This is a genomic window from Nocardioides pyridinolyticus (genome assembly GCF_054653575.1).
In genome coordinates this window covers 117,017-140,133 of the sequence record NZ_BAAIFY010000001.1, presented here as the reverse complement: position 1 = coordinate 140,133, position 23,117 = coordinate 117,017, and the positions used below count along the sequence as shown (strand labels likewise).

Here is a 23,117-nt window from a genome sequence, read left to right as displayed (position 1 = left end):
TCGGGGACCCACTCACCATAGAGTCGTCCCATGGCAGAGCAAACCGCCCTCCCGGGCCTCCAGCAGAAGCTCACCGCCGAGGTGCTCGGGACCTTCGTCCTGGTCCTCTTCGGCTGCGGTTCCATGGTGTACGCCGGTGAGGTCGGCACCTCGACGACGGTGACGACGGTCGGCCTGGCCTTCGGTCTCGCCGTGGCGGTCATGGCCTACGCGTTCGGGCGGGTCTCCGGCGCCCACTTCAACCCCGCGGTCTCCCTCGGCGCGGCCGTCGGTGGCCGCCTCTCGTGGGTCCACGCGGCCTTCTATGCGCTCGCCCAGGTCGCCGGCGCCTTCCTCGGCGCGCTGGTGCTGTTCCTGCTCATGCAGGGGTTCTCCGGCTTCGACGCCGAGGGCGGCATGGGGCAGAACTTCTTCGGCGACCAGAGCCCCGGCGACTACGCCGCGTGGGCGGCGTTCCTCCTCGAGCTCGTGATGACGATGCTCTTCGTGACGGTCGTCCTGGCGGTCACCGACGAGCGCTTCGAGCACCCGGCCCTGGCGCCCCTGGCGATCGGCCTCACGCTGGCCGCGATCTACTTCGTGGCGATCCCGGCGACCGGCGCGTCGGTCAACCCGGCCCGCTCGATCGGTCCGGCGCTCTTCGCCGGCGGGGACGCGATCGTCCAGCTCTGGCTCTTCATCCTGGCTCCGCTGGCCGGTGCCGCCATCGCGGGCATCGCCTACCCGCTGTTCTTCGGCCGCTCCGGCGACCCGGTCCCGGGCTCCGGCTGGTCGATGCCGCAGCGGGTCACGGCCGTCGTCGGGCCCGACCAGTACCAGCAGCAGTGGAACGAGGAGACCACCTCCACCACCGCCACCTACGGCATCGCGCCGATCGTCCAGGACGGCTGGCAGTGGGACCCGGTCGGCCAGTCGTGGCACCCGGTCGGGCAGACGCCGGAGCAGTGGCGGGCCCAGCAGGCCGCCCAGGAGCAGGCCGCGGCCGCCGAGCCGGAGCCCGAGCCGGAGCTCCCCGGCGAGCAGACCCAGATCCGCCCGCCGCAGTAGCCGCTACGGGGCCAGCCGCTCCACGCGGTCGTCGCTCCCGGCCCGGTCGAGCCGGATCGGGCCGGTCCCGCGCAGGTAGGTCAGCGTGGTGACCGCGCCCGGCTCGAGGTCCGAGCGGACCTCGGTGACGAGCTCGTCCTCCTCGAGGGACATCACGGTGACGCGGTCCTCGACCACGCCCTCGGCGTACGCCGAGCGGTAGCCGTCGCCGACCCGCGGGTGCGCGGGCATCGCCAGGCCGGCCTCGGCGCCACCGGTACCGGCGACCCACTCCCCCTCGCGGCCGAACCACCACACGTTGCCCTCGACGTCCTGCGCGTAGAGGTCCACCACCTCGCCGGCGCCCCCGGTCGTGAACCGCGCGGTCACCGGGACGCCCCCGATCGGGGCGGCGTGCTCGACGGTGACGTCGACCCGGTGCCGCCCGCGGCCGTCCACGACCACCCAGGACGAGTGGGTCCCGGGCCGGAGGGTGAACCACGGGTTGTCGACGTCGGCGACGTAGTCGTCGGGGTCGGGGCTCGGGGTCGGGACGACCAGCTCGTCGACGCCCGCGGGCGGGCTGGGCGCCGACGCGGTGCCGCACGCGGTGAGGTGGAGCAGCGCCACGAGCGCGACGACCGCCACCCACACCGGCCTGCTCATGTACATGGACATGGCCATGGACCCCAGCATCGCAGCCCGCACCAGCGCTGCTAGCGTCGGGAGCCGACAACACAAGACCGTGATCGAGGAGTCGTCGTGAGCTCTACCCCGTTGAAGGTCGCCGTCACCGGCGCCGCCGGCCAGATCGGCTACAGCCTGCTGTTCCGCCTCGCGAGCGGCTCGCTCCTGGGCGACCGCCCGATCGAGCTCCGGCTGCTCGAGATCACCCCGGCGCTCAAGGCGCTCGAGGGTGTCGTGATGGAGCTCGACGACTGCGCGTTCCCGAACCTCGCCGGTGTCGAGATCGGCGACGACCCCGAGACCATCTTCGACGGCGCCAACCTGGCCCTGCTCGTCGGCGCCCGCCCGCGCACCGCCGGCATGGAGCGCGGCGACCTGCTCTCCGCGAACGGCGCGATCTTCACCGCCCAGGGCAAGGCGCTGAACAAGGTCGCCGCCGACGACATCCGCATCGGCGTCACCGGCAACCCGGCCAACACCAACGCGCTCATCGCGATGACCAACGCCCCCGACATCCCGCAGGAGCGGTTCTCGGCGCTGACCCGCCTCGACCACAACCGCGCGATCTCGCAGCTCGCCGCCAAGACCGGCGCCGCCGTCACCGACATCAAGAAGATGACGATCTGGGGCAACCACTCCGCGACCCAGTACCCCGACATCTTCCACGCCGAGATCGGCGGCAAGAACGCCGCCGAGGTCGTGGACGACCAGGCCTGGATCGAGGAGACCTTCATCCCGACCGTCGCCAAGCGCGGCGCCGCGATCATCGAGGCGCGCGGCTCCTCCTCGGCCGCCTCGGCCGCGTCGGCCACCGTCGACGCCGCCCGCGACTGGCTGCTCGGCTCCCCCGAGGGCGACTGGGTCTCGATGGCGGTCGTCTCCGACGGCTCCTACGGCGTCCCGGAGGGCCTGATCTCGTCGTTCCCGGTCACGACGAAGGACGGCGGCTGGGAGATCGTCCAGGGCCTCGAGATCGACGACTTCTCGCGCGCCCGCATCGACGCCTCCACCGCGGAGCTCGCCGAGGAGCGCGAGGCCGTGAAGGAGCTCGGCCTCATCTGATTCCACGCCGAGTCGGCGCAGTCTCAGCTGAGACTGCGCCGACTCGGCATTTCTAGAGCGGTTGGTCGGGGATCGTGACCGCGAGGAAGATCAGGGCCGCACCCGTCCCGGCCAGCAGGAGACAGTCCCACCACCGCTTGCGTACGGCGAGCATGCCGGCGTCGCGGGCCGGCAGCACCGCACGGGCGAGGGCCGCCAGGACCAGCGCGCCGCCGAACCACTGCACGCCCGCGCGCCAGTTGCCGGTCGTGACGATGCCGAGGCCGATCGCCACGACGGCGATCACGACCAGGTAGAACGCGCCGCCGATCGTCGAGGGATAGCGACGCCCCTCGTCATCCTCCTCGACGGGCTCGGCCGAGACGGGCTCCTGCTCCTCCGGCTCCTCGGTCACGCCACCGACTGCTCGGCCGCGGAGACGATGTTCGAGAGCAGCATCGCGCGGGTCATCGGGCCCACCCCGCCCGGGTTGGGCGAGACCCAGCCCGCGACGTCCCAGACGTCCGGGTCGACGTCGCCGGCGATCTTGCCGTCGACGCGGGAGACGCCCACGTCGAGCACGGCCGCGCCGGGCTTGACCATGTCACCCCGGATGATGCTGGGCACGCCGGCCGCGGCGACGATCACGTCGGCGGTGCGCGTGTGCGCGGCGAGGTCGCGGGTGCCGGTGTGGCACAGCGTCACGGTGGAGTTCTCGCTGCGGCGCGTGAGCAGCAGGCCCATCGGCCGGCCGACGGTGATGCCGCGGCCGACGACGACGACCTCCGCGCCGTTCAGCTCGACGCCGTGGCGGCGCAGCAGCTCGATGCAGCCGATCGGCGTGCACGGCAGCGGGCCGGACTCCCCGAGCACCAGCTTGCCGAGGTTGGTCGGGTGCAGGCCGTCGACGTCCTTGTCCGGCGCGACCCGCGACAGCAGCCGGAACTCGTCGAGACCGGTCGGCTGCTGGACGATGAACCCGGTGCACGCCGGGTCCTCGTTGAGGCGGTCGATCTCCGCCTCGACCTCGGCCTGGGTCGCGGTCGCGGGCAGGTCGACGCGGATCGAGGCGATGCCGATCTCGGCGCAGTCCTTGTGCTTGGCCGAGACGTACCAGTGCGAGCCCGGGTCGTCGCCCACGAGCACCGTGCCGAGGCCGGGAACGACGCCCTGCGCGCGCAGCTTCGCCACCCGCTCGGTCAGGTCGGCCTTGATCGCCTTGAGGGTCGTGGTGCCGTCCAGCTTCTGTGCAGTCACGGGGTCATCCTGTCCGATCGAGGCTCAGTGGAAGAAGTGCCGGGTGCCCGTGAAGTACATCGTCAGCCCGGCCGCCTTCGCCGCCTCGATGGTCAGCTCGTCGCGGACCGAGCCGCCCGGCTGCACGATCGCGGTCACGCCGGCGTCGATGAGGATCTGCGGGCCGTCCTCGAACGGGAAGAACGCGTCGGACGCGGCGACCGAGCCGGCGGCCCGCTCCCCCGCCCGCGAGACCGCGAGCCGGCAGGAGTCGACCCGGTTGACCTGGCCCATGCCGATGCCGACCGAGGCGCCGTCCTGCGCAAGCAGGATGGCGTTCGACTTCACCGCGCGGCAGGCGGTCCACGCGAACGCGAGGTCCGCGAGCAGCTCCGGCGAGGCGGGCTCGCCGGCGGCGAGGGTCCAGGTCGACGGGTCGTCGCCGTCGGCGTCGACGTGGTCGGTCATCTGCACGAGTACGCCGCCACTGACCTGTCGCAGCTCGGCGGGCCGGTCGCCGGCCGGGTCGGGGCACACGAGGATGCGGATGTTCTTCTTGCCCTGGAGCACCTCGACGGCGCCGTCCTCGTAGCCCGGCGCGACGATCACCTCGGTGAACACCTCGGCGACCTGCTCGGCCATCGCGACGGAGACGGGGCGGTTGACCGCGATCACGCCGCCGAACGCCGACACCGGGTCGCACTCGTGGGCCTTGCGGTGCGCCTCGGCGACGTCCGCACCGACGGCGATGCCGCACGGGTTGGCGTGCTTGATGATCGCGACCGCCGGCTGGTCGAAGTCGTACGCCGCGCGGCGGGCCGCGTCGGTGTCGACGTAGTTGTTGTAGGACATCTCCTTGCCGTGCAGCTGCTCCGCGCCCGCGAGCCCGCCGGAGCCGCCCGAGGAGTCGGTGTAGAGCGCGGCGCCCTGGTGCGGGTTCTCGCCGTAGCGCAGCACCGCGGCCTTCTCCCACGTCTCACCGGCGAACGCCGGCCAGCCGTCCTCGGCGGGGACGTAGGAGGAGGCGAACCAGTTCGCGACCGCCACGTCGTAGGACGCCGTGTGGGTGAACGCCTCGGCGGCCAGCGCCTTGCGCTGGTCGAGGGTGAAGCCGCCGGCCGCGGTGGCGGCCAGCACGTCGGCGTACCGCTCGGGCGAGGTGACGACGGCGACCGACGGGTGGTTCTTGGCGGCCGCGCGGACCATCGAGGGGCCGCCGATGTCGATCTGCTCGACGCACTCGTCGGGGCTGGCCCCCGAGGCGACGGTCTGCCGGAAGGGGTAGAGGTTGACCACGACCAGGTCGAACGGCTCGACCTCGAGGTCGGCGAGCTGCTGGACGTGGGAGTCGAGCCGGCGGTCGGCGAGGATGCCGGCGTGGACGCGGGGGTGCAGCGTCTTGACCCGGCCGTCGAGGCACTCCGGGAAGCCGGTGAGGTCCTCGACCCGGGTGACCGGGAGGCCCAGCCCGTCGATGAGGGCGGCGGAGCCGCCGGTGGACACCAGCGCCACCCCCGCCTCGTGCAGGCCGCGGACCAGGTCCTCCAGGCCGCTCTTGTCGTACACGGAGACGAGCGCGCGCCTGACCGGAACGCGGACATCCTGGGGGGTGGTCATCGTCCGAACCGGACCTTCCTGTCGGTGATCGTGAAGCCTTCTCGGGCCATCCGGCCCACGGCGCCGACGAGCATCGCCCGCTCGGCCACCTTGATCCGCTCGTGCAGCGTGTCGACGGTGTCGTCGTCCTCGACGGGGACCGCCTGCTGCGCGACGATCGGGCCGGTGTCGACGCCCGCGTCGACGACGAACAGCGTGCAGCCGGTCACCTTGACGCCGTACTCCAGCGCGTCCGCGGGCCCGCGCATGCCGGGGAACGACGGCGACAGGGCCGGGTGGGTGTTGACGACCCGGCCGCCGAAACGGTCGAGGAACTCCGCGCCGACGAGCTTCATGAAGCCGGCGAGCACGACCAGGTCGGGCTCGAAGGCCGCGACGGTGTCGGCGAGCGCGCGGTCCCAGTGCTCGCGGGTGGTGAACTGACCGACCTTCTTCACGAACGTCGGCACGCCGGCCCGCTCGGCGCGGGCGAGGCCCTCGATGTCGTCGCGGTCGGCGCCCACGGCGACCACGCGGGCGCCGTACGCCGGGTCCTCGCAGGCGTCGAGGAGTGCCTGGAGGTTGGTCCCCGAGCCCGAGACGAGGACGACGAGGCGGGTGCTCACCCGAGGGAGTCTAGAGATGCCCTCCGAGCGACCCGCCGCTGCCACCAGGTCATGAGAACGCCACCGACCAGACCGCCCACGCCGAACGCCGTGATCGCGTGCACCATCACGTCGAACGCGAACGGCCCGACCTCGGTCATCCGGCCCGGGCCGACCGAGCCGCCCGCGACGGCCGCGAGCAGGCCGAGGAGCACGCCGGCCAGCACGCCGCCGGCACAGCCACGGAGCGCGCCCTCGTCCCACCGCAGCGTGGGGCTGCGGCGCTGCGCGCGGGCCGCGGCCAGCGCGGCGACGACCGGCGCGAGGCCGACGACGTACGCCGTCCAGGCCGGCGTCGGCCCGGCGTCGGGCAGTGCGGCGAGCAGCGGGAACATCGGCAGGGGGCCGAGCGAGACCAGCGTGGGCGAGACCAGGGTGTCGAGGCCGACGGCGAAGCCCGGGCCGAGCAGGTAGCTCGCGGAGAAGATCGTGGCGTTCGGCAGCACGGTCGCGCTGAGCACGGTGTAGATCGTGGCGTCGCCGGCGTCGGTGTGCAGCCGGGACATGACGTTCACCGCGGTATCGAAGTCGACCACCAGCGCGCCGACCAAGAAGGCGCTGGCGACGACGAGGTAGGCGCCGAGCACGCGCAGGGAGGTGACGGCCGAGGCGCGGACCGAGGGCGGGAGCGTCGCCGCCCAGATCGCGGCGCGGCCGGAGCCGGTCGAGATCGCCGCGAGGCCGAAGGTGAGGCAGAGCACCAGCGACCAGAGCAGCACCCGCGCCAGCGACGGCGCGGTGCCCGGGGTGCCGGCCAGCCGGAGCGTGAGGATCGCCACGGCGACGTACCCGGCGGTGAAGGCGAGGGTCGCCGTCGGGACCGTCCAGTCGCGCTCGCCGTCGGCGATCCGCTCGGCGTCCGGACCGTGCCCCGAGATCGAGTCCCCGACCCGGTGGCCGAGCCGCCAGACCGCCCAGGCGGCCAGCGCGGTGAGGCCGAGCGGCACGACGGTGACCGCGACGCCGTCGACGTGCAGCCCGGAGCCGTGGGCCAGCAACCACCCGAGCGCTCCCACACGCAGTCCGTCACGTGGGGTTCCGTGGACGCCCGCATCGGTGAGGAACCAGCCCACGACCCCGGCCGCCAGGCACACCAGAAGCGTCGCCAGCGCCGCGGCCGTGCCGCCGAGGAGCGCGACGAGCACGAGCGGGCGGCGGTGGCGCGCGTCGGCCCGGTCCGCCGCCTGAGCGGAGGCCGGGCCGGGCAGCAGGGAAGTCATGGCCCGGTCATCATCACCCGGCGTCCGGCCCGGATCCGGGCGCACACGCCGGTTCGGCCCTCTTGACCCGTTCCGGTTACCGTGGACGGCGCGATGAAGGACCCCGACGAGTTCGACCAGTTCTACCAAGACGTCCGCGGCCGACTGCTGCTGCTGACGTACTGCCTCACGGGCGACCTCCCGGCATCTCGCAACGCGGTCCGCGACGCCTTCGTCGCCACGTGGCACCACTGGCGCAAGGTCTCCCGGCTGGAGGACCCCGAGGCGTGGGCCCGGGTGCGCGCGTGCGGCCGCGCCCAGCGCCGCCACACCGCGAAGCTGTGGCACCGCGAGAAGGACCTCGACCCCGGGGTCCGCGCCACGCTGGACGCGCTCGGCAAGCTGCCGATGACCCAGCGCCGCGTGCTGCTGCTCACGCATCTGACCCGGGCCTCGCTCGCCGAGATCGCGCGAGAGGTCGGACTCCCCCGCACCGACACCGAGCGCGAGCTCCAGACCGCGACGGCGCAGTTCGCGATGGCCCGCGAGGTGCCCACGACCGACATCCGCGCGATGTTCGAGCCGGTGGCCGCCCACCTCGAGGGCGGGCCCCGCTGGCCGCGGTCCACGATCGTGCGTCGCGCCGGGGCCGCCCGCCGCCGGACGCACACGGTGGTCGGCGTGCTCGGGACGGTCGCCGCGCTCGTGGTCACCGGGACCCTCGTGAGCGACGGCGCCGGCGTACGCCCGACGCTCAACGGCCAGCGCGTCAGCGCCGCCCAGCCTTCCGACCGGCCGACCCCCGAGCCGGTCGACCTGCCCGAGACCGCGCTGCTGGACGAGGCCCAGGTCGCGAACACGACCCCGGGCACGTCCTGGGTCACGGTCCGCACCCACGACAACACGGGCGGATCCGGCCTGGTGATGGCCTGCCAGGACGCCCGGTTCGCCGACGCCAAGGGCACCGCAGCACTGGTCCGGGACTTCCAGCCCGCCCGGCGCAAGCGGGCCGACACCACCCAGGTCGTCCAGAGCGCGCAGGCCTCGGCGAGCGAGAAGGCCGCCAAGCGGGGCTACCGGACGGCCCTGGACTGGTTCGCCACCTGCAACGACGAGCGCGCGCTCCTGCTCGACACGCGCCCGGTCAGCGGGGTCGGCGACGACGCCGCGCTCGTGACCGTCCGGACCTTCGAGGGCGACGGCTCGACCCTGGTGGCGGGCATCGCCCGCACCGGCCTCTACACGACCACGACGTTCAGCCGCTTCCCCGCCGGCGCGCAGCCCCGGTCGCCGAAGTCCGCCCGGCTCCTCGCCGACGCCGTGTCCGGGCTCTGCGCGCTCGAGGACGCCGGCGCGTGCGTCACCACGCCGCGGCTGGGCGAGACCAGCCTCGTGCCGGCCGCCTCCGTGCCCGCGATGCTGGCCGAGATCGACCTCCCGTCGGTCACCGGCGTCAAGCGGCCGTGGGTCGGCACCGAGCCGCGGGTGGCGCGGACGAACGCCGCCGCCACCGGCTGCGACCGGACCGACTTCGCACGCAAGCCGATCTCCAACGACGTCACCCGCACCTTCCTCATCCCCGGCGCCGACCTGCCCGCCCAGTTCGGGCTGACCCAGACCGTGGCGTCGCTCCCGACCGCCCGGCAGGCGGACGCGTTCATCGAGGAGATCCGCGGCAAGCTGGCCCGCTGCGCCGACAGGAGCATGGGCACGGAGGTGAGCCCGGTACGCCAGCTCGACGAGAAGCGGCGGGACCTCGCCGTCTGGCACGTCACCACCGAGATCAGCGACAACGCCTCGGTCGACTACCTCATGGGCGTCGTGCGCGACGGCACCTCCGTCGCCCAGATCGGATTCGTCCCCGCCCCCCAGGTGACCTTCGCCGACGGCGACTTCCTGTGGGTCGTCGAGCGCGCGCTCGACCGCCTGCCGGCGATGCCCGCACCCCGCTAGCGTCCGCCTGCGGAAATTCCCGGCCCGTCCGTGCAACCGTGTGCGCGGACCGGGCGTATCCCTCGCGACCCGCCGACTTCCGGTGGGCCCACACGAGACGGGAAGAGGTCGATGGACGAAGCCGAGTTCGACGACTTCTACGCCGCGTCGTTCCAGCGGATCACGGGACAGGTCTACGCCATGATCGGCAACCGCGACGAGGCACAGGAGTGCGTCCAGGAGGCGTTCGCCCGCGCCTGGGCACACCGGCGCAAGCTGGACCGGGCCGAGCATCCCGAGGCCTGGGTCCGCACGACGGCATACCGGCTCGCGGTGAGCCGCTGGCGGCGTACCGTGCGCGGCCGGCGACCGGTGGACCGGGCGGTCGGCGCTCGGACCGAGGCCGCGGCACCCAGCGAGGCCCACGTCGCGCTGGTCGCCGCCCTCAAGCAGCTCCCCGAAGCGCAGCGGCAGGCGTTGGTGCTGCACCACATCGCCGACCTCCCCGTCCACGACGTCGCCCGCGAGGTCGGCGTCCCCGAAGGAACCATCAAGGCCCGGCTCAGCCGCGGTCGCGCCGCCCTCGCGGCGCTGCTCGCGGACGAGGAAGGACTCAGCCATGCCTGACCCGATCGACGAGCTGGAGAACTTCTCCCTCCCAGGACCCGCCATGAACCCGCTCCCCGCCGCGGAGGTACGCCGCCGCGGCAACCGCATCCGGCGGCGCAACAACGCGCTCGCGACCGTCGGCGGCCTCGCCGTCGTCGCGATCATCGCGGCGCCGTTCGCGCTGGCGGCCGGCGGCAGCGACTCCGACTCGGTCCAGCCCGCCCCGCAGCCGCCGGGCGGCTGGACGCAGACGATCCCGCCCGACTTCGACCTCGGCGCGCTGCCCGACACCGCCACGTTCGCCTTCGACGTCCGCGACGAGAGCGTCGTCGACGACGTGCGCGTGTGCGGCGAGGAGGTGTACTCGACGAGCGGGACCACCGACGTCGCCGGGGCGCACTGGGCCGAGCCCGGCTCGGAGGGCGGCACCGGCCGCACGCTCGCGGTCTACGCCGACGAGGCCGCGGCCCGGGCCGCGCTGGACGACCTGCGCCGGGGGGTCCTCGACTGTCCACGCGACGGGCGGTTGGTGAACACCGAGTCGAGGGACCTGCCGGTGCCCGGCGCCGAGGACGCGTTCCTCTGGAGGAACGAGGTCGCGGACGGCGACTTCCTCCACGACACGACCGGCTTCCAAGCGGTGCGGGTCGGCAACGCGCTCTACCTGGCCACGACGTTCAGCTCCGCAAGCGAGGAGCAGGCCAACACGGTCGGCTCCCTCCTGCGCAACTCCGCCCCGGTCGTCGACCAGCTGTGCGTCTTCTCCGTGGACGGCTGCGCCGCTGAGGAGCCTTCTGAGGCCGTCGACGAGCCCACCGGGCTGACCGGCGCGATCCCGGACGACTTCCCGCTCGAGCGCGGTCTGCCCACCAGCCAGGCGAACGGCGCGGTCGGTCTGGAGGGTCCGAGCCACGACCTCGACCTCGCGCCCTACAACGTGGAGAACGCCGTCCAGGCCTGCGGCGTCGCCCCCACCGGGCGACCGGAGCCGGTCGACACGCTCTACGCGGGCTACCGCAGCCCCGCCGAGGGCATCCTGCGCCAGCTGATGACCTTCGCCTCGGTCGCGCACGCCCAGGCGTACGTCGACGGCACGGTCGCCCCGTTCGCCGCCTGCCCGGAGGACACCGACGACCGTGGTGTCAGCAAGCTCTATGAGGTCACCCGGCCCGACCTCGGGGACGCGAGCGCGGTGTCGGTCGTGCGGGTCGAGGTCGACGGGGAGCCGGGCGTCAGCTACCAGGTGGTCGCGCTCACCCGGGTCGGCCAGGCCGTGCTGTTCACCCTGGTCAACAACGACACCCAGCCGTTCGACCCTTCTCGGCCCGCGATGTACCTGGAGAACACGCAGTCGGTCGTCGACGAGATGAGCTGAGTTAGTCCCCCTCCGGGCCGTGCTGACAGGCGGGCGCGTTCAGCAGCAGCGGCCCTGGGTCGCCCTCTCCCGGTGGCCGTCGCGATGGCGCTCGAACTCGCGCCGGCCGATCGGCACGACGCCCGCGCGCTCGCAGCGCTCGAGGTAGGCGTCCCACTTCGCCTCGCCGCTCAACTCACGCAGGTACCAGCGCACACCTGCGACGGCCCGTCGTACGGGACTCACCTCCCGGCCCTCACCGTCTCGCTCCGCTCGGCCTCCCAGGCGGCGACTGCGGCCTTCTCCTCGCGGGTCGCGATGAAGTCGGCGGGCGCCACGATCTGCGACGGCGTCGCGGGTACCTCCGTGGTCGGCAGCGAGCCGGCGCGCACCGCGCGCACCCAGATCACCGCGGCGTTGGCGACGATCACGATCGCCAGCACCGCGAAGCTCGCCTGCAGGACGCCGTTGACCGTGGAGTTGGTGATCACCGTGTCCATCTGCGAGGCGTCGGTCGCCGGCGCCAGCACCTCGCCCGCGTCGCGGGCCGTGCGGTACTTGTCGGCCTGGGCGAAGTAGCCGATGGCGGGGTTGTCGGAGAACACCTTCTGATAGCTGGCGGTCATGGTGACCACGAGGTCCCAGACCAGCGGCACCGCCGGCACCCACACCCAGCGCAACCAGCCGTGCTTGAGGAACAGCGTGACGCACAGGGTGAGCGCGATCGCGGCGAGCAACTGGTTGGCGATGCCGAACAGCGGGAAGAGCTGGTTGATCCCGCCCAGCGGGTCGGTGACGCCGACATACAGCATGTAGCCCCAGCAGCCGACCACTGCGGCGGACGCGAGCCAGGAGGCAGGCCTCCAGGTGGTGTCGCCGAAGCGCTTCCAGACGTTGCCGACCGTGTCCTGCAGCATGAACCGGCCGACCCGGGTGCCGGCGTCGACGGCGGTGAGGATGAACAGCGCCTCGAACATGATCGCGAAGTGGTACCAGAACGCCGCCAGGTTGCCGCCGAACGCCTCGCTGAAGATGAGCGAGATGCCGAAGGCGAGGGTCGGTGCGCCACCGGTGCGAGAGACGAGAGTCTCCTGGACGGAGTCAGTCGCCGCCTGGAGCTGCTCGGGGGTGAGCGAGAAGCCGAGTCCGTTGACGAAGCTCACCGCCCCGTCGATCGTCCCGCCGGTCACACCGGCGGGCGCGTTCATCGAGAAGTACAGGCCCTGGTCGATGACGCAGGCGGCGATCAGCGCGGAGATGGCGACGAAGGACTCCATCAACATGCCGCCGTAGCCGATCATCCGGACATGGCTCTCCTTGGCGAGCATCTTCGGGGTGGTGCCGGAGGAGATCAATGCGTGGAAGCCGGAGAGCGCGCCGCAGGCGATGGTGATGAAGAGGAACGGGAAGAGCTTGCCGGCGAAGACCGGGCCGTCGCCCGCGGTCGCGAACGATGTCACGGCCTCGTTCTCGAGCACTGGCCGGGCGAGCAGCAGCCCGACGGCGAGCAGCACGATCACGCCGATCTTCATGAAGGTCGACAGGTAGTCACGCGGAGTCAGCAGCATCCAGACTGGGAGGATCGAAGCCACGAAGCCGTAGACGACCAGCGCGATCGTCAACGTCTCCTTCGACATGGTCAGGGTGTCGGCGAGGCCCCAGGCCTCGACGTACCCGCCCCCGACGATGGCGAGGAGCAGCAGAACGACGCCGATCGCTGTGACCTCCAGGACCCGGCCGGGGCGCAGGTAGCGCAGGTAGAAGCCCATGAAGAGCGCTATCGGGATGGTCAGGCCGATCGAGAAGACGCCCCAGGGCGACTCGGCCAGCGCGTTGACCACGACCAGCGCGAGCACGGCCAGGATGATGATCATGATGGCGAACACCGCGATCAGGGCGGCCGTGCCGCCGACCACGCCGATCTCCTCGCGGATCATCTGACCCAGGCTCTTGCCGTCGCGGCGCATGGAGAAGAACAGGACGACCATGTCCTGCACGGCGCCCGCGGCGATGACGCCGAGGATGATCCAGATCGTCCCCGGCAGGTAGCCCATCTGCGCGGCGAGGACGGGGCCCACCAGAGGGCCGGCGCCGGCGATGGCCGCGAAGTGGTGGCCGAAGAGCACCCGGCGGTCGGTCACCTCGAAGTCGATCCCGTCGCTGCGGCGCTCGGCCGGGGTCGCGCGGGTGTCGTCGAGCCTCAGCACCCGGCGGGCGATGAACCTGGAGTAGAAGCGGTACGCGATCAGGTACGACGACAGCGCGGCGAACAGGATCCACAGCGCCGAGACCGACTCTCCGCGGCTGAGCGCCAGAACGGTCCAGGAGGCGGCTCCGAGGAGGGCGACGGCGATCCAGGCGGCGATCGACCTCGGCGAGGGGCTCCGGCCGGTCCCGGGTTGCGGGCTGACGGGCTCGCCGGACGGGCGAGCGCTGGTGGACGTGGACATGCGGTCCTCCGCTCCGAGTGGGGTGACGGCGGGCACAATATCCGGTCCGGTCCAGACCGGTTGACGCTGACCCATCAGACGGTGCCGGATCTGGCACTGGGCGCCGTCTTCGACTGGTGAGTTTGGCCCACTGCTCACCCGGTACCGGTCAGCCTCCGCCGGCCGGCAGTGCCTCGAGCATGACGTCGGGGTGGTCGCGTGCGGTCGTCTTCGCGCGCCACTGGTCGACGAAGAGCGCCAGGTGGGTGCCGTCGCTGCGCTGCAGGACCTCGACGCCCCGGATCCCGGCCAGCGCAGCGGCGCCGTCGGCATCGGTGCGCCGCGCTACCTGGTAGTCGAGTCGCGAGAAGCGGATGGGGGCGTTGAACTCGTTGGTCATCCGGTCCTCGACCACCTCGAACTGCATCGGCCCGACCGCCGCGAGGACTGGGTTCTGGTCGCCGCGAAGGTCCGAGCGCAGCACCTGGACGACGCCCTCCTGATCGAGCTGCTCGATACCGCGGCGGAACTGCTTGTAGCGGCCGATGTCACCGGCGCTGGCGGTCATGAAGTGCTCGGGGGCGAAGGTCGGCACGGGCGGGTACTCGATCGACGGACCGACGTACACGGTGTCGCCTACCCGCAGCGCATTCGCGTTCACCAAGCCGATGATGTCGCCGGCCTCGGCCGTTTCGACCGACGTCGTCTCGCGGCCGAAGACCGCCTGGGCGAACTTCGTGGCGAAGGGACGGCCGGTGGCAGCGTGCGTGACCACCATCCCGCGCTCGAACGAACCCGACACCACCCGCGCGTACGCGAGGCGGTCGCGGTGGGCAGCGTTCATCCCGGACTGCACCTTGAAGACAAAGGCGCTGAAGTCGTCAGTGACCTGGCGGACCACGCCATCGACGCCCCTGGTCTCGCCGGGCGCTGGGGCGAGTTCGAGCAGCAGGTCGAGGAGCTGGGCGACGCCGAAGTTCTGCAGCGCCGAGGCGAACATGACCGGCGTGGTCGCCCCGGCCAGGAAGCGTCCCTGGTCGTGGTCGGCCTCGTCGAGCTCGAGCAGCTCGTGCTCCTCGACCGCGGCGGCCCAAGCTTGCGCGTCGGGCTCCTCCACCTCGCCGGGCCCCATCCGTCGCTCAGGGGCGCGCGTGGCGCCGCCGGCTGTGCGGGTGTACTTCACGAACTCGCCCGTGCGACGGTCCAGCACCCCGCGGAAGTCTCCCGCCTCGCCGACCGGCCAGGTCAGCGGTGTCGGGCGGAGCCCGATCTTCTCGTGGATCAGGTCCATGAGCTCCAGCGCCGAGAGCCCCGGACGGTCCCACTTGTTGATCACGGTGATCACCGGGATGCCGCGCAGCGCGCAGACCCGGAACAGCTTGAGCGTCTGAGGTTCGAGGCCCTTGCCCGCGTCGACCAGCATCACCGCCGAGTCGACGGCGGAGAGCACCCGGTAGGTGTCCTCGGAGAAATCGCTGTGGCCTGGGGTATCTACCAGGTTCACTACGTGGTCGCGGTAGGCGAACTGAAGCGCGGCCGAGGTGATCGAGATCCCGCGGGCCTTCTCCATCGCCATCCAGTCCGACACCGTGCCGCGACGGTCACCCTTGCCGTGGACGGCTCCGGCCTCGTTGATAGCCCGGGCATGCAGGGCGAGCGCCTCCGTCAGGGTCGACTTGCCCGCGTCGGGGTGGCTGATGACGGCGAACGTACGGCGGGGGCGAGAGTCGGGCACCCGAAGAACCTAACGGCCTCATGGGCGCGGCCTCAGGATCGCGACGCGAGCTGGCCGATCTCCGTGGCGTTGAGAGCGCGGTTGTAGACCCGGACTTCGTCCAGACGCCCGTCCCAGAACGCCTCGAGCAACCCCTTGGTCGGATTGTTCTTCGCCCCGACCGCCATCGGCTCACCACTGATGCACGTGCGCCCCGCGACGCGCTTGGCCCCGGCGGCGCGGCCGTCGATGTAGATACGCAGCCACGTGCCGTCGTACGTCGTCGCCACGCCGTAGAAGCCGCCGACTCGCACGAGGCCATCTGTCCTGACGTTCATCCAGTACGCGCCGGCCTTCTCCAGGACCTCCCAGCGCCCGAGCGTCTGATCGTTCTGGATCCCGGTGTAGCGCACCCAGGCGGACAGCGTGTAGGTGTCGAGATCCAGCACCGTCGACGCAGGTACGTCGACGAACTGGTGCTGGGTGCCCGTGAGTTGCAGCGCCCGGCCGTAGCCCGCGAGGCTCGTGATCAGCCGCACCGTGCCCGAGCCCACGACCTGTCCATCCAGCGAGCTGGAGGACATGTCGGCGATCGTGCCCTCCGACAGCGTCTCCATCGAGTAGTGGAGTACGAGGCCACTCTCCGCCGCGGCCTGGGGCGCTGAAACCGCGGGATTCGCACCGGCGATGGGGACAGCCGCACACAAGGCAGTTGCCACGAGCAGCGAGTGGAGTCGTCGCATCAGCACCCCGTCCACACATCGACCGGCAGGTCGCACGCACCAACGACGATATCCGTCGGACGGACGTCCCAGCATCACCAAATGTGGTTCGCCGGAAGGCTTGTATTCGAACACATGTTCGAATATCATGAACCATGGCCCTCCCCGCCGAATGTCATGTCGCAGGACATCGGTGACGAATCTCCATCAGGACATCGGTGACACTTTAAATCGTCTTGGTGGTGACACTTCTGCCCCGAGGCTTCGGCGGTGGCAGCCAGTGAACCCATCGATCCCCGTGTCCGTCTCGCGATCTCCCAGTGGCCCGATGACGCACCGCGCGGGGCGGTCTCGACGTTCTGTGCCGAGCACGGCATCTCCCGCAAGTCGTTCTACGAGCTGCGCAAGCGCGCCAAGACCGAGGGACCGGCCGCGGTGCTCGAGCCCCGCACCCGCCGACCGAAGACGAGCCCCTCGAAGCTGACCGAGGCGGTCAAGGCCCAAGCGGTTCAGGTGCGCGCGGCGCTCGAGGCGTCCGGGCTGGACCACGGGCCGATCAGCGTGCACGACAAGATGCACGCGATGGGCCTGGACGTGGTGCCCTCGGTCGCGTCGCTGGCTCGGATCTTCCGCGAGGCTGGCGTTGCCCGACTCGAGCCGAAGAAACGACCTCGCTCGGCCTGGCGGCGGTTCGTCTACCCGGCCCCGAACGCGTGCTGGCAACTGGATGCCACCGAGTACGTCCTGACCGGTGGCCGCAAGTGTGTGATCTTCCAGCTCATCGACGACCACTCCCGCTACGCCGTGGCGTCCCACGTCGCCTGGGGCGAGACCGTCATGGACGCGATCAAGGTGGTCGACAAGGCCATCGCCGCCCACGGTGTCCCGCAACGGCTGCTGTCCGACAACGGACTCGCGCTCAACCCCTCGCGGCGCGGGTACCTGGGCCAACTCGTCGACCACGTGTCGCGGCTTGGGGTCGAGCCGATCACCGGGAAGCCGTACAAGCCGACCACCCAGGGCAAGAACGAACGCTTCCACCAGACTCTGTTCCGCTACCTCGACAAGCAGCCGCTTGCCGAGTCGCTGGCCGAGCTGCAGGCTCAGGTCGACGCCTTCGACCACATCTACAACACCGAACGTCCGCACCAAGGGCTACCGGGCCGCGTCACACCGTTGGCGGCATGGGAAGCAACACCGAAGGCCAACCCGCCCCGCCCCAGCACTGATCAGAAGCCATGGTTCGAGCGGCCCGTGCCGCAGCGGTACATGCACCCGCAACCACCCCCGCCGGCCGAGCTGCCAGCCGACACCCGCATCCGGAAGGTCAGCACCGGCGGCACCGTTCACGTGGACAAGGTCTTCTACAAGATCGACGTCGACCACGCCTTCAAACAGGTCCTCGTCATCACCGAGGGCACTCAGCCCGGAGACAAGATCACCATCACCGACCTGCAAGGCGAGATCCTCGCCGAACACGTCCGACCCGCCGTCGGGATCAGCTACGTCGGCAACGGCCGACCACCCGGAACACGTCCGAAGAACCCCCAAGTGTCACCGAAGTCCTGACACATCAGGTGTCACCGAAGTCCTGATGCAGAACTGTCACCCATGTCCTGAGACATCACAGCCCTCCCCGCCGAAGACCTGGACGCGACCGCCACGTTGGCGGCGCTGGGGTCCGCGCTGGCGCGACGTCGCTCGGCGGAGGTCGACGACCTCGTGCTCCTGACCCACTGGGCCGATCTGCATGCGTCCGACCCGCGCCGAGCTGCGAGCGGCCGGGCCTGGTGCGGCGAGGATCGGTTGGTCCAGGTCGGCGGAGACGGCACTCCCCTGGTTCAAGAGCTCTCGCTCCCCGAGCTCGCGATCGCGCGTGAGGTGCACACGCTGAGCGCGCGGTCGGCGCTGGCCGACGCCCTCGACCTGCGGCATCGACTGCCGCGGACGTGGGAGGTGCTCCTGTCGGGCGAGTGCGAGGCCTGGGTGGCGCGCAAGGTGGCGTCGCTGAGCCGACGGCTCGACCAGTTCGCGGTGCGTCTGGTCGATGATGCGGTCGCAGACGCCATCGCCGGCGAGTCGCCGTCGCGGGTGCTCGAGCTCGCGCAGGCCAAGGTGATCGAGGCCGACCCGCGGGCGTACGCCGAGCGGCTCGAGGCCGAGCTGCGCCGACGGTACGTCGGATGCTAGCGCGTCGACGAGCACGGGCTGCGCACCGTCTTCGCCCGGGTCGAGGCGGGTCCAGCCGCGTTCGTGGAGGACTTGGTCGACCGGGTCGCCGACGCGCTCGACCAACATCGCGAGCTGGTCCCCACCTGCCCGCTGACGTCGGCCGCGACGAGCTGCGCGCGGAGGCCTTCGGGTGGCTCGCCCACCCGGACAAGGTCGTCGAGCTGCTCGACGGAGGGGCGCCGAGCGGTCGTCGCCACCGCCCACGGGCCGTCGTGCACGTGCACCTGTCCGAGGCCGCCCTCCACCGGTGGGGCGTGGCCCGGGTCGAGGAGCTGGGGCCGATCCTCCTCGATCAGGTCGCTCGGATGCTCGCCCACGCCCACGTCGACCTCAAGCCGGTGGTCGACCTGGCCGACCACGCCCGCGTCAACGCCTACGAGCACCCGGAGTCGGTCAAGGAGCGCGTGCACCTGCGCACTGTGGGAGAGGTCTTCCCGCACGCGAGCCGGGTCAGCCGCCGGATCGACATGGACCACCCCGTCGAGTACGTCCACGGCGGACCGGAGGGCCAGACCGGCGACGACAACGCGGCGCCGCTGGCCCGGACCCACCACCGGGCCAAGACCCACCTCGGCTACCGGGTCCGACAACTCGGGCCGGACGACTACGTCTGGCGAACTCCCCACGGCCTGTGCCGCCGCGTCGACGCGACCGGCACGCACGTCATCGACCCCGACCTCGCCGAGGAGCTCCTGGGCTCCGCGGAGCTGCACCTCGCTCTCGACCGGATCGAGCGCGAAATGGCGAGTCGGCGCAGCCTCTGCTGAGACTGCGCCGACCCGCCGTGCACGCGGCTCAGAGAGCCTGGAGGATCTCCCGCATCAGCGCGGCGGTCTCGGACGGCGTCTTGCCGACCTTCACGCCGACGGCCTCGAGGGCCTCCTTCTTGGCCTGGGCGGTGCCGGACGAGCCGGAGACGATGGCGCCGGCGTGGCCCATGGTCTTGCCCTCGGGCGCGGTGAAGCCCGCGACGTAGCCGACGACCGGCTTGGTCACGTTGTCCTTGATGTACGCCGCCGCCCGCTCCTCGGCGTCGCCGCCGATCTCGCCGATCATCACGATCGCCTTGGTGTCGGGGTCGTTCTCGAACGCCTCGAGGGCGTCGATGTGGGTGGTGCCGATGATCGGGTCGCCGCCGATGCCGATGGCGGTGGAGAAGCCGAAGTCACGCAGCTCGTACATCATCTGGTAGGTCAGCGTGCCGGATTTCGACACCAGGCCGACCGGGCCCTTGCCCGCGATGGTGTGCGGGGTGATGCCGGCCAGCGACTCCTCCGGCGTGATGATGCCGGGGCAGTTCGGGCCGATCATCCGGGTGGACTTGCCCTGGAGGTAGGACCACACCTCGGCGGTGTCCTGCACCGGCACGCCCTCGGTGATGACCACGAGCAGGCCGATGCCGGCGTCGATGGCCTCGATGCAGGCGTCCTTGGTGAAGGCCGGCGGGACGAAGACGACCGACACGTCGGCGCCGGTCTCGGCCATGGCCTCCTTGACGCTGCCGAACACCGGCAGGTCCTTGCCGGCCAGCTCGACCGACGTACCGGCCTTGCGGGCGTTCACGCCGCCGACGATGTTGGAGCCGGCGTCGAGCATGAGGGTGGTGTGCTTGGAGCCCATGCCGCCCGTCATGCCCTGGACGATGATCTTGGAGCCCTTGTTGAGGTAGATAGACATCTGCTTCTTCGTCCTTACGCGTTCGCGAGCTCGGCGGCCTTGTCGGCCGCGCCGTCCATCGTGTCGACCTGGGTGACCAGCGGGTGGTTCAGCTCGTCCAGGATCCGTCGGCCCTCGGCCACGTTGTTGCCGTCGAGCCGGACGACGATCGGCTTGGTCGCCTCGTCGCCGAGGATCTCCAGCGCGCCCTTGATGCCGTTGGCGACCTCGTCGCAGGCGGTGATGCCGCCGAAGACGTTGACGAACACGCTCTTGACCTGCGCGTCGTTCAGGATCACGTCGAGGCCGTCGGCCATCACCTGGGCGTTCGCGCCGCCACCGATGTCGAGGAAGTTCGCCGGCTTCACGCCGCCGTGTGCCTCGCCGGCGTACGCGACCACGTCGAGCGTCGACATGACCAGGCCCGCGCCGTTGCCGATGATGCCGACCTCGCCGTCGAGCTTGACGTAGTTCAGGCCCTTGTCCTTGGCCTTGGCCTCGAGCGGGTCCGACTCGTCCTTGATCTCGAACGCCTCGTGGTCCGGGTGCCGGACCTCCGAGGCGTTGTCGTCGAGGGACACCTTGCCGTCGAGCGCCTCGAGCTTGTCGCCGGCCAGCCGCGCGAGCGGGTTGACCTCGACGAGCGTGGCGTCCTCCTCGACGAACACGGTGTAGAGCCTCTGGATCATGGTCACGGCCTGCTCGAAGACCGGCTCCGGGAACTTCGCGTCGGTCGCGATCTCCCGGGCCTTCGCCTCGTCGACGCCGGTGCCCGGGTCGATCGGGATCTGCCGCACGGCGTCGGGGTTGGTCTTGGCGACCTCCTCGATCTCCACGCCACCCTCGACGGACGCGATGCACAGGTAGCGGCGGTTCGCACGGTCGAGCAGGAAGGAGAAGTAGTACTCCTCCTCCGGCGGGGTGGCGGGGGTGATCAGGACCCGGTTCACGGTGAGGCCCTTGATCTCCATGCCCAGGATGTTCGACGCGTGCTCGAAGGCCTCCTCGGACGTCTTGGCGAGCTTCACGCCACCGGCCTTCCCGCGGCCGCCGGCCTTCACCTGCGCCTTGACGACCGTGACGCCGCCGAGCTGCTCGGCCGCCTCCCGGGCGGCCTCCGCGGTCTCGACGACGACGCCCAGCGTCGTGGTCACACCGTGCTTGGCGAAGAGCTCCTTCGCCTGGTACTCCATCAGATCCACTGATCCACCAAGTCCTCTAGATCGGAGCGGGCGCGCGCGAAGGCGGCGCCTCGTGCTCAGGGGTGTCCTTCGCACCTTAGTCCCGCCCTCCGACCTACGACGAGGCCGGACCGACGTGACGTGAGGCACCTCACGGCGGAGGTTTAAGCCCCGATCACCTGGCGATCACTCGGCGAAGTGCTCCGCGACCCAGCCGGTGATCTCGGTCGTGGGCGCTCCGGGGGTGAACACCTTGGCCACGCCGATCTCCTCGAGGACCGGGATGTCCTCCTCGGGGATGATCCCGCCGCCGAAGACCACGATGTCGGAGGCGTCGCGCTCGGCGAGCAGCTCGACCAGCCGGCGGAACAGCGTCATGTGGGCGCCGGAGAGCACGGAGAGGCCGATGAGGTCGGCGTCCTCCTGGATCGCGGTCTCGACGATCTGCTCGGGCGTCTGGTGGAGACCGGTGTAGACCACCTCGTGACCGGCGTCGCGCAGCGCGCGGGCGACGATCTTGGCGCCCCGGTCGTGCCCGTCGAGGCCGGGCTTGCCGACGACGATCCGGATGCGCCGTACGGGGGTCGCTGCGGTCATGCGCGCAGGCTAGCCCACGCGTGACGCTCGCCACGGTCGGGGCCGGTGCTGAGCGGACAGGAACCCCCCGGAACCGCCTCTCGGGGGTCGGCTCGGCAGCCGCCAGGTAGCCTCGGAGAGCCACCTGTTCGGACGTTGATTGCCCGGGACCGTGATCAGTCCGTTACAGTCGTGCCTCGCCGTCTGAACCCCCGAGCAGCGGAGAACTTATTCATGGGTAACCACCGAGCGGATCGTCGCGGCCCCGGCCGCCGTCCCTCGGACCTCCCGACCCCGGCCGCCACCGCGTCCGTGGGCGGGAAGCGCCGGGCCGTCAAGCCCACCAAGGCCGATCGGGCCGCCCTGGCGACCACCGTCGCCCAGCCCGTGGTCGAGCCCGTCGTCGAGCGCATCGCCGAGGTCTCCGTACCCAGCGCGTCCGAGAGCCACACCCCTCCGCCCGAGAAGCGCTCGGCCGCGAAGCGCAGCGCCGGCCGCCGCGCCGCCAGCCGCGGACCGCTCTTCCGGGCGCTGCCCTCCCCGCCGATCCTGCTCGGCGTCGCCGCGCTCGCGATCTCCGCGGGTGGCGCGCTGACCGCCGCCGGTGGCGGCCTCGCCGACGACGACGCCAAGTTCAACGCCGCCAGTGCCCTCTCCGGCGCGAGCGCCGTCTCCAGCGTCAACCTGCTCGACCGCGAGACCGTGTCCCGTGACAGCCGGCGCGACGCCCTCGAGGACTCCGCCGACGCCGAGCTCGTCGCCGAGGCCGAGAGCCAGGCCGAGCAGCGCAACGCCGCGCTCGCCCAGCTCTCCCAGAAGGCGCAGACCTTCGCCGACAAGCTCCTGCTCAACCAGTGGGTGCTCCCGATCGAGGCGGGCGTCTACCGCCTGACCGCCGAGTTCGGTGACTACGGTCTGTGGTCGCACTACCACACGGGCCTGGACTTCGCGGCGCCCTCCGGGACATCGATCCGCGCGATCGCGAACGGCGTCGTGACCTCGGTCGGCTACGACGGCGCCTACGGCAACAAGACCGTGATCACGCTCGAGGACGGCACCGAGCTCTGGTTCTGCCACCAGACGTCGTTCCTGGTCAACGAGGGCGACACCGTCACCGCCGGTGACGTCATCGGCACCGTCGGCTCGACCGGCAACGTGACCGGCCCGCACCTCCACCTCGAGGTCCGGCCCGGCGCGGGCGACCCGGTCGACCCCTACCAGGCGATGATCCTCAACGGCGTCACGCCGTAGACACGCCGTCG

The 23,117-nt window shown here is 71.4% G+C and carries 21 protein-coding genes and 1 pseudogene; 9 read left to right on the top strand and 13 right to left on the bottom strand.

What is annotated here, in order from left to right:
* The first annotated feature begins 30 nt into the window (after positions 1–30).
* Positions 31–1,047, top strand: a complete 1,017-nt coding sequence (locus tag ACYQ0U_RS00765) for an MIP family channel protein (protein ID WP_459968363.1) — start codon at positions 31–33, stop codon at positions 1,045–1,047.
* Between the two features lie 3 nt (positions 1,048–1,050).
* On the opposite strand, the gene ACYQ0U_RS00760 is transcribed toward ACYQ0U_RS00765, so the two are convergent.
* Positions 1,051–1,710 carry a hypothetical protein gene (locus tag ACYQ0U_RS00760; RefSeq protein ID WP_459968361.1) on the bottom strand — a complete coding sequence of 220 codons (660 nt, stop codon included), beginning with the start codon at positions 1,708–1,710 and terminating at the stop codon, positions 1,051–1,053.
* A gap of 78 nt (positions 1,711–1,788) precedes the next feature.
* On the opposite strand from ACYQ0U_RS00760, the gene ACYQ0U_RS00755 reads away from it, so the two are divergent.
* Positions 1,789–2,775: a malate dehydrogenase gene (locus tag ACYQ0U_RS00755; RefSeq protein WP_459968360.1), complete on the top strand. Its 987-nt coding sequence runs from the start codon at positions 1,789–1,791 to the stop codon at positions 2,773–2,775.
* A gap of 52 nt (positions 2,776–2,827) precedes the next feature.
* Here ACYQ0U_RS00755 and ACYQ0U_RS00750 read toward each other — a convergent pair whose 3' ends face one another.
* From ACYQ0U_RS00750 to ACYQ0U_RS00730, 5 genes are read right to left on the bottom strand one after another with little or no spacing between them, the layout of a single operon-like run.
* Positions 2,828–3,169, bottom strand: a complete 342-nt coding sequence (locus ACYQ0U_RS00750) for a DUF3017 domain-containing protein (protein WP_459968358.1) — start codon at positions 3,167–3,169, stop codon at positions 2,828–2,830.
* Positions 3,166–4,011 (bottom strand): bifunctional methylenetetrahydrofolate dehydrogenase/methenyltetrahydrofolate cyclohydrolase, encoded by an 846-nt coding sequence (locus tag ACYQ0U_RS00745; protein ID WP_459968356.1) that lies wholly within the window; start codon positions 4,009–4,011, stop codon positions 3,166–3,168. Before ACYQ0U_RS00745 ends, ACYQ0U_RS00750 begins: the two co-directional genes overlap by 4 nt.
* A gap of 24 nt (positions 4,012–4,035) precedes the next feature.
* Positions 4,036–5,607: a bifunctional phosphoribosylaminoimidazolecarboxamide formyltransferase/IMP cyclohydrolase gene (gene purH, locus ACYQ0U_RS00740; protein ID WP_459968354.1), complete on the bottom strand. Its 1,572-nt coding sequence runs from the start codon at positions 5,605–5,607 to the stop codon at positions 4,036–4,038.
* Positions 5,604–6,212, bottom strand: a complete 609-nt coding sequence (gene purN, locus ACYQ0U_RS00735) for a phosphoribosylglycinamide formyltransferase (protein WP_459968351.1) — start codon at positions 6,210–6,212, stop codon at positions 5,604–5,606. The genes purH and purN overlap by 4 nt, the downstream gene beginning before the upstream one ends.
* The gene (locus ACYQ0U_RS00730) at positions 6,209–7,471 is read right to left on the bottom strand and encodes a cell division protein PerM (RefSeq protein WP_459968349.1); all 1,263 of its coding nucleotides are present in this window, start codon (positions 7,469–7,471) and stop codon (positions 6,209–6,211) included. The genes purN and ACYQ0U_RS00730 overlap by 4 nt, the downstream gene beginning before the upstream one ends.
* 93 nt (positions 7,472–7,564) lie before the next feature.
* Here ACYQ0U_RS00730 and ACYQ0U_RS00725 point away from each other — a divergent pair, with 93 nt between their 5' ends.
* From ACYQ0U_RS00725 to ACYQ0U_RS00715, 3 genes are all read left to right on the top strand, one after another.
* On the top strand, positions 7,565–9,403 hold the full coding sequence (locus ACYQ0U_RS00725) for a hypothetical protein (protein ID WP_459968347.1): 1,839 nt from the start codon (positions 7,565–7,567) through the stop codon (positions 9,401–9,403).
* A gap of 111 nt (positions 9,404–9,514) precedes the next feature.
* Positions 9,515–10,009 carry an RNA polymerase sigma factor gene (locus tag ACYQ0U_RS00720; protein ID WP_459968345.1) on the top strand — a complete coding sequence of 165 codons (495 nt, stop codon included), beginning with the start codon at positions 9,515–9,517 and terminating at the stop codon, positions 10,007–10,009.
* Positions 10,002–11,366 (top strand): hypothetical protein, encoded by a 1,365-nt coding sequence (locus tag ACYQ0U_RS00715; RefSeq protein WP_459968343.1) that lies wholly within the window; start codon positions 10,002–10,004, stop codon positions 11,364–11,366. The genes ACYQ0U_RS00720 and ACYQ0U_RS00715 overlap by 8 nt, the downstream gene beginning before the upstream one ends.
* A gap of 39 nt (positions 11,367–11,405) precedes the next feature.
* Here the strand turns inward: ACYQ0U_RS00715 and ACYQ0U_RS00710 are convergent, their stop codons facing one another.
* From ACYQ0U_RS00710 to ACYQ0U_RS00695, 4 genes are all read right to left on the bottom strand, one after another.
* Positions 11,406–11,591, bottom strand: coding sequence for a CstA-like transporter-associated (seleno)protein (locus tag ACYQ0U_RS00710; protein ID WP_459968342.1), 186 nt, complete (start codon positions 11,589–11,591; stop codon positions 11,406–11,408).
* Positions 11,588–13,795, bottom strand: a complete 2,208-nt coding sequence (locus tag ACYQ0U_RS00705) for a carbon starvation CstA family protein (RefSeq protein WP_459968340.1) — start codon at positions 13,793–13,795, stop codon at positions 11,588–11,590. The genes ACYQ0U_RS00710 and ACYQ0U_RS00705 overlap by 4 nt, the downstream gene beginning before the upstream one ends.
* Before the next feature lie 148 nt (positions 13,796–13,943).
* Complete coding sequence (locus ACYQ0U_RS00700) at positions 13,944–15,509, bottom strand: peptide chain release factor 3 (RefSeq protein WP_459968338.1); 1,566 nt, start codon at positions 15,507–15,509, stop codon at positions 13,944–13,946.
* A 32-nt stretch (positions 15,510–15,541) separates the two neighbouring features.
* Positions 15,542–16,105 (bottom strand): LamG domain-containing protein, encoded by a 564-nt coding sequence (locus ACYQ0U_RS00695; RefSeq protein ID WP_459968336.1) that lies wholly within the window; start codon positions 16,103–16,105, stop codon positions 15,542–15,544.
* 375 nt (positions 16,106–16,480) lie between these two features.
* Here ACYQ0U_RS00695 and ACYQ0U_RS00690 point away from each other — a divergent pair.
* The 3 genes and pseudogenes from ACYQ0U_RS00690 to ACYQ0U_RS00680 all read left to right on the top strand — a co-directional run.
* Positions 16,481–17,554 (top strand): annotated as a pseudogene (locus ACYQ0U_RS00690) (integrase core domain-containing protein); the annotation flags it as partial.
* Between the two features lie 321 nt (positions 17,555–17,875).
* A complete protein-coding gene (locus tag ACYQ0U_RS00685) occupies positions 17,876–18,400 on the top strand; it encodes a hypothetical protein (RefSeq protein ID WP_459968334.1) in 525 nt (174 codons plus the stop codon).
* A 254-nt stretch (positions 18,401–18,654) separates the two neighbouring features.
* Entirely contained in the window at positions 18,655–19,209 is a 555-nt protein-coding gene (locus ACYQ0U_RS00680; protein WP_459968331.1) for a hypothetical protein, read from the top strand.
* A gap of 28 nt (positions 19,210–19,237) precedes the next feature.
* On the opposite strand, the gene sucD is transcribed toward ACYQ0U_RS00680, so the two are convergent.
* From sucD to ACYQ0U_RS00665, 3 genes are all read right to left on the bottom strand, one after another.
* The gene (sucD, locus tag ACYQ0U_RS00675; RefSeq protein WP_459968329.1) at positions 19,238–20,119 is read right to left on the bottom strand and encodes a succinate--CoA ligase subunit alpha; all 882 of its coding nucleotides are present in this window, start codon (positions 20,117–20,119) and stop codon (positions 19,238–19,240) included.
* A gap of 14 nt (positions 20,120–20,133) precedes the next feature.
* On the bottom strand, positions 20,134–21,300 hold the full coding sequence (gene sucC, locus ACYQ0U_RS00670; protein ID WP_459968327.1) for an ADP-forming succinate--CoA ligase subunit beta: 1,167 nt from the start codon (positions 21,298–21,300) through the stop codon (positions 20,134–20,136).
* Between the two features lie 165 nt (positions 21,301–21,465).
* A complete protein-coding gene (locus ACYQ0U_RS00665) occupies positions 21,466–21,876 on the bottom strand; it encodes a cobalamin B12-binding domain-containing protein (protein ID WP_459968325.1) in 411 nt (136 codons plus the stop codon).
* A gap of 213 nt (positions 21,877–22,089) precedes the next feature.
* On the opposite strand from ACYQ0U_RS00665, the gene ACYQ0U_RS00660 reads away from it, so the two are divergent.
* The gene (locus tag ACYQ0U_RS00660; RefSeq protein WP_459968323.1) at positions 22,090–23,106 is read left to right on the top strand and encodes a M23 family metallopeptidase; all 1,017 of its coding nucleotides are present in this window, start codon (positions 22,090–22,092) and stop codon (positions 23,104–23,106) included.
* The last annotated feature ends 11 nt before the right edge of the window (positions 23,107–23,117 follow it).

Coding starts and splice junctions, on each gene's coding strand:
- ACYQ0U_RS00665 (WP_459968325.1), bottom strand. CDS start 21,876: ATGACCGCAGCGACCCCCGTACGGCGCATCCGGATCGTCGTCGGCAAG.
- ACYQ0U_RS00695 (WP_459968336.1), bottom strand. CDS start 16,105: ATGGAGACGCTGTCGGAGGGCACGATCGCCGACATGTCCTCCAGCTCG.
- ACYQ0U_RS00720 (WP_459968345.1), top strand. CDS start 9,515: ATGGACGAAGCCGAGTTCGACGACTTCTACGCCGCGTCGTTCCAGCGG.
- ACYQ0U_RS00725 (WP_459968347.1), top strand. CDS start 7,565: ATGAAGGACCCCGACGAGTTCGACCAGTTCTACCAAGACGTCCGCGGC.
- ACYQ0U_RS00660 (WP_459968323.1), top strand. CDS start 22,090: ATGGGTAACCACCGAGCGGATCGTCGCGGCCCCGGCCGCCGTCCCTCG.
- ACYQ0U_RS00760 (WP_459968361.1), bottom strand. CDS start 1,710: ATGGCCATGTCCATGTACATGAGCAGGCCGGTGTGGGTGGCGGTCGTC.
- ACYQ0U_RS00715 (WP_459968343.1), top strand. CDS start 10,002: ATGCCTGACCCGATCGACGAGCTGGAGAACTTCTCCCTCCCAGGACCC.
- sucD (WP_459968329.1), bottom strand. CDS start 20,119: ATGTCTATCTACCTCAACAAGGGCTCCAAGATCATCGTCCAGGGCATG.
- purH (WP_459968354.1), bottom strand. CDS start 5,607: ATGACCACCCCCCAGGATGTCCGCGTTCCGGTCAGGCGCGCGCTCGTC.
- ACYQ0U_RS00705 (WP_459968340.1), bottom strand. CDS start 13,795: ATGTCCACGTCCACCAGCGCTCGCCCGTCCGGCGAGCCCGTCAGCCCG.
- ACYQ0U_RS00765 (WP_459968363.1), top strand. CDS start 31: ATGGCAGAGCAAACCGCCCTCCCGGGCCTCCAGCAGAAGCTCACCGCC.
- ACYQ0U_RS00730 (WP_459968349.1), bottom strand. CDS start 7,471: ATGACTTCCCTGCTGCCCGGCCCGGCCTCCGCTCAGGCGGCGGACCGG.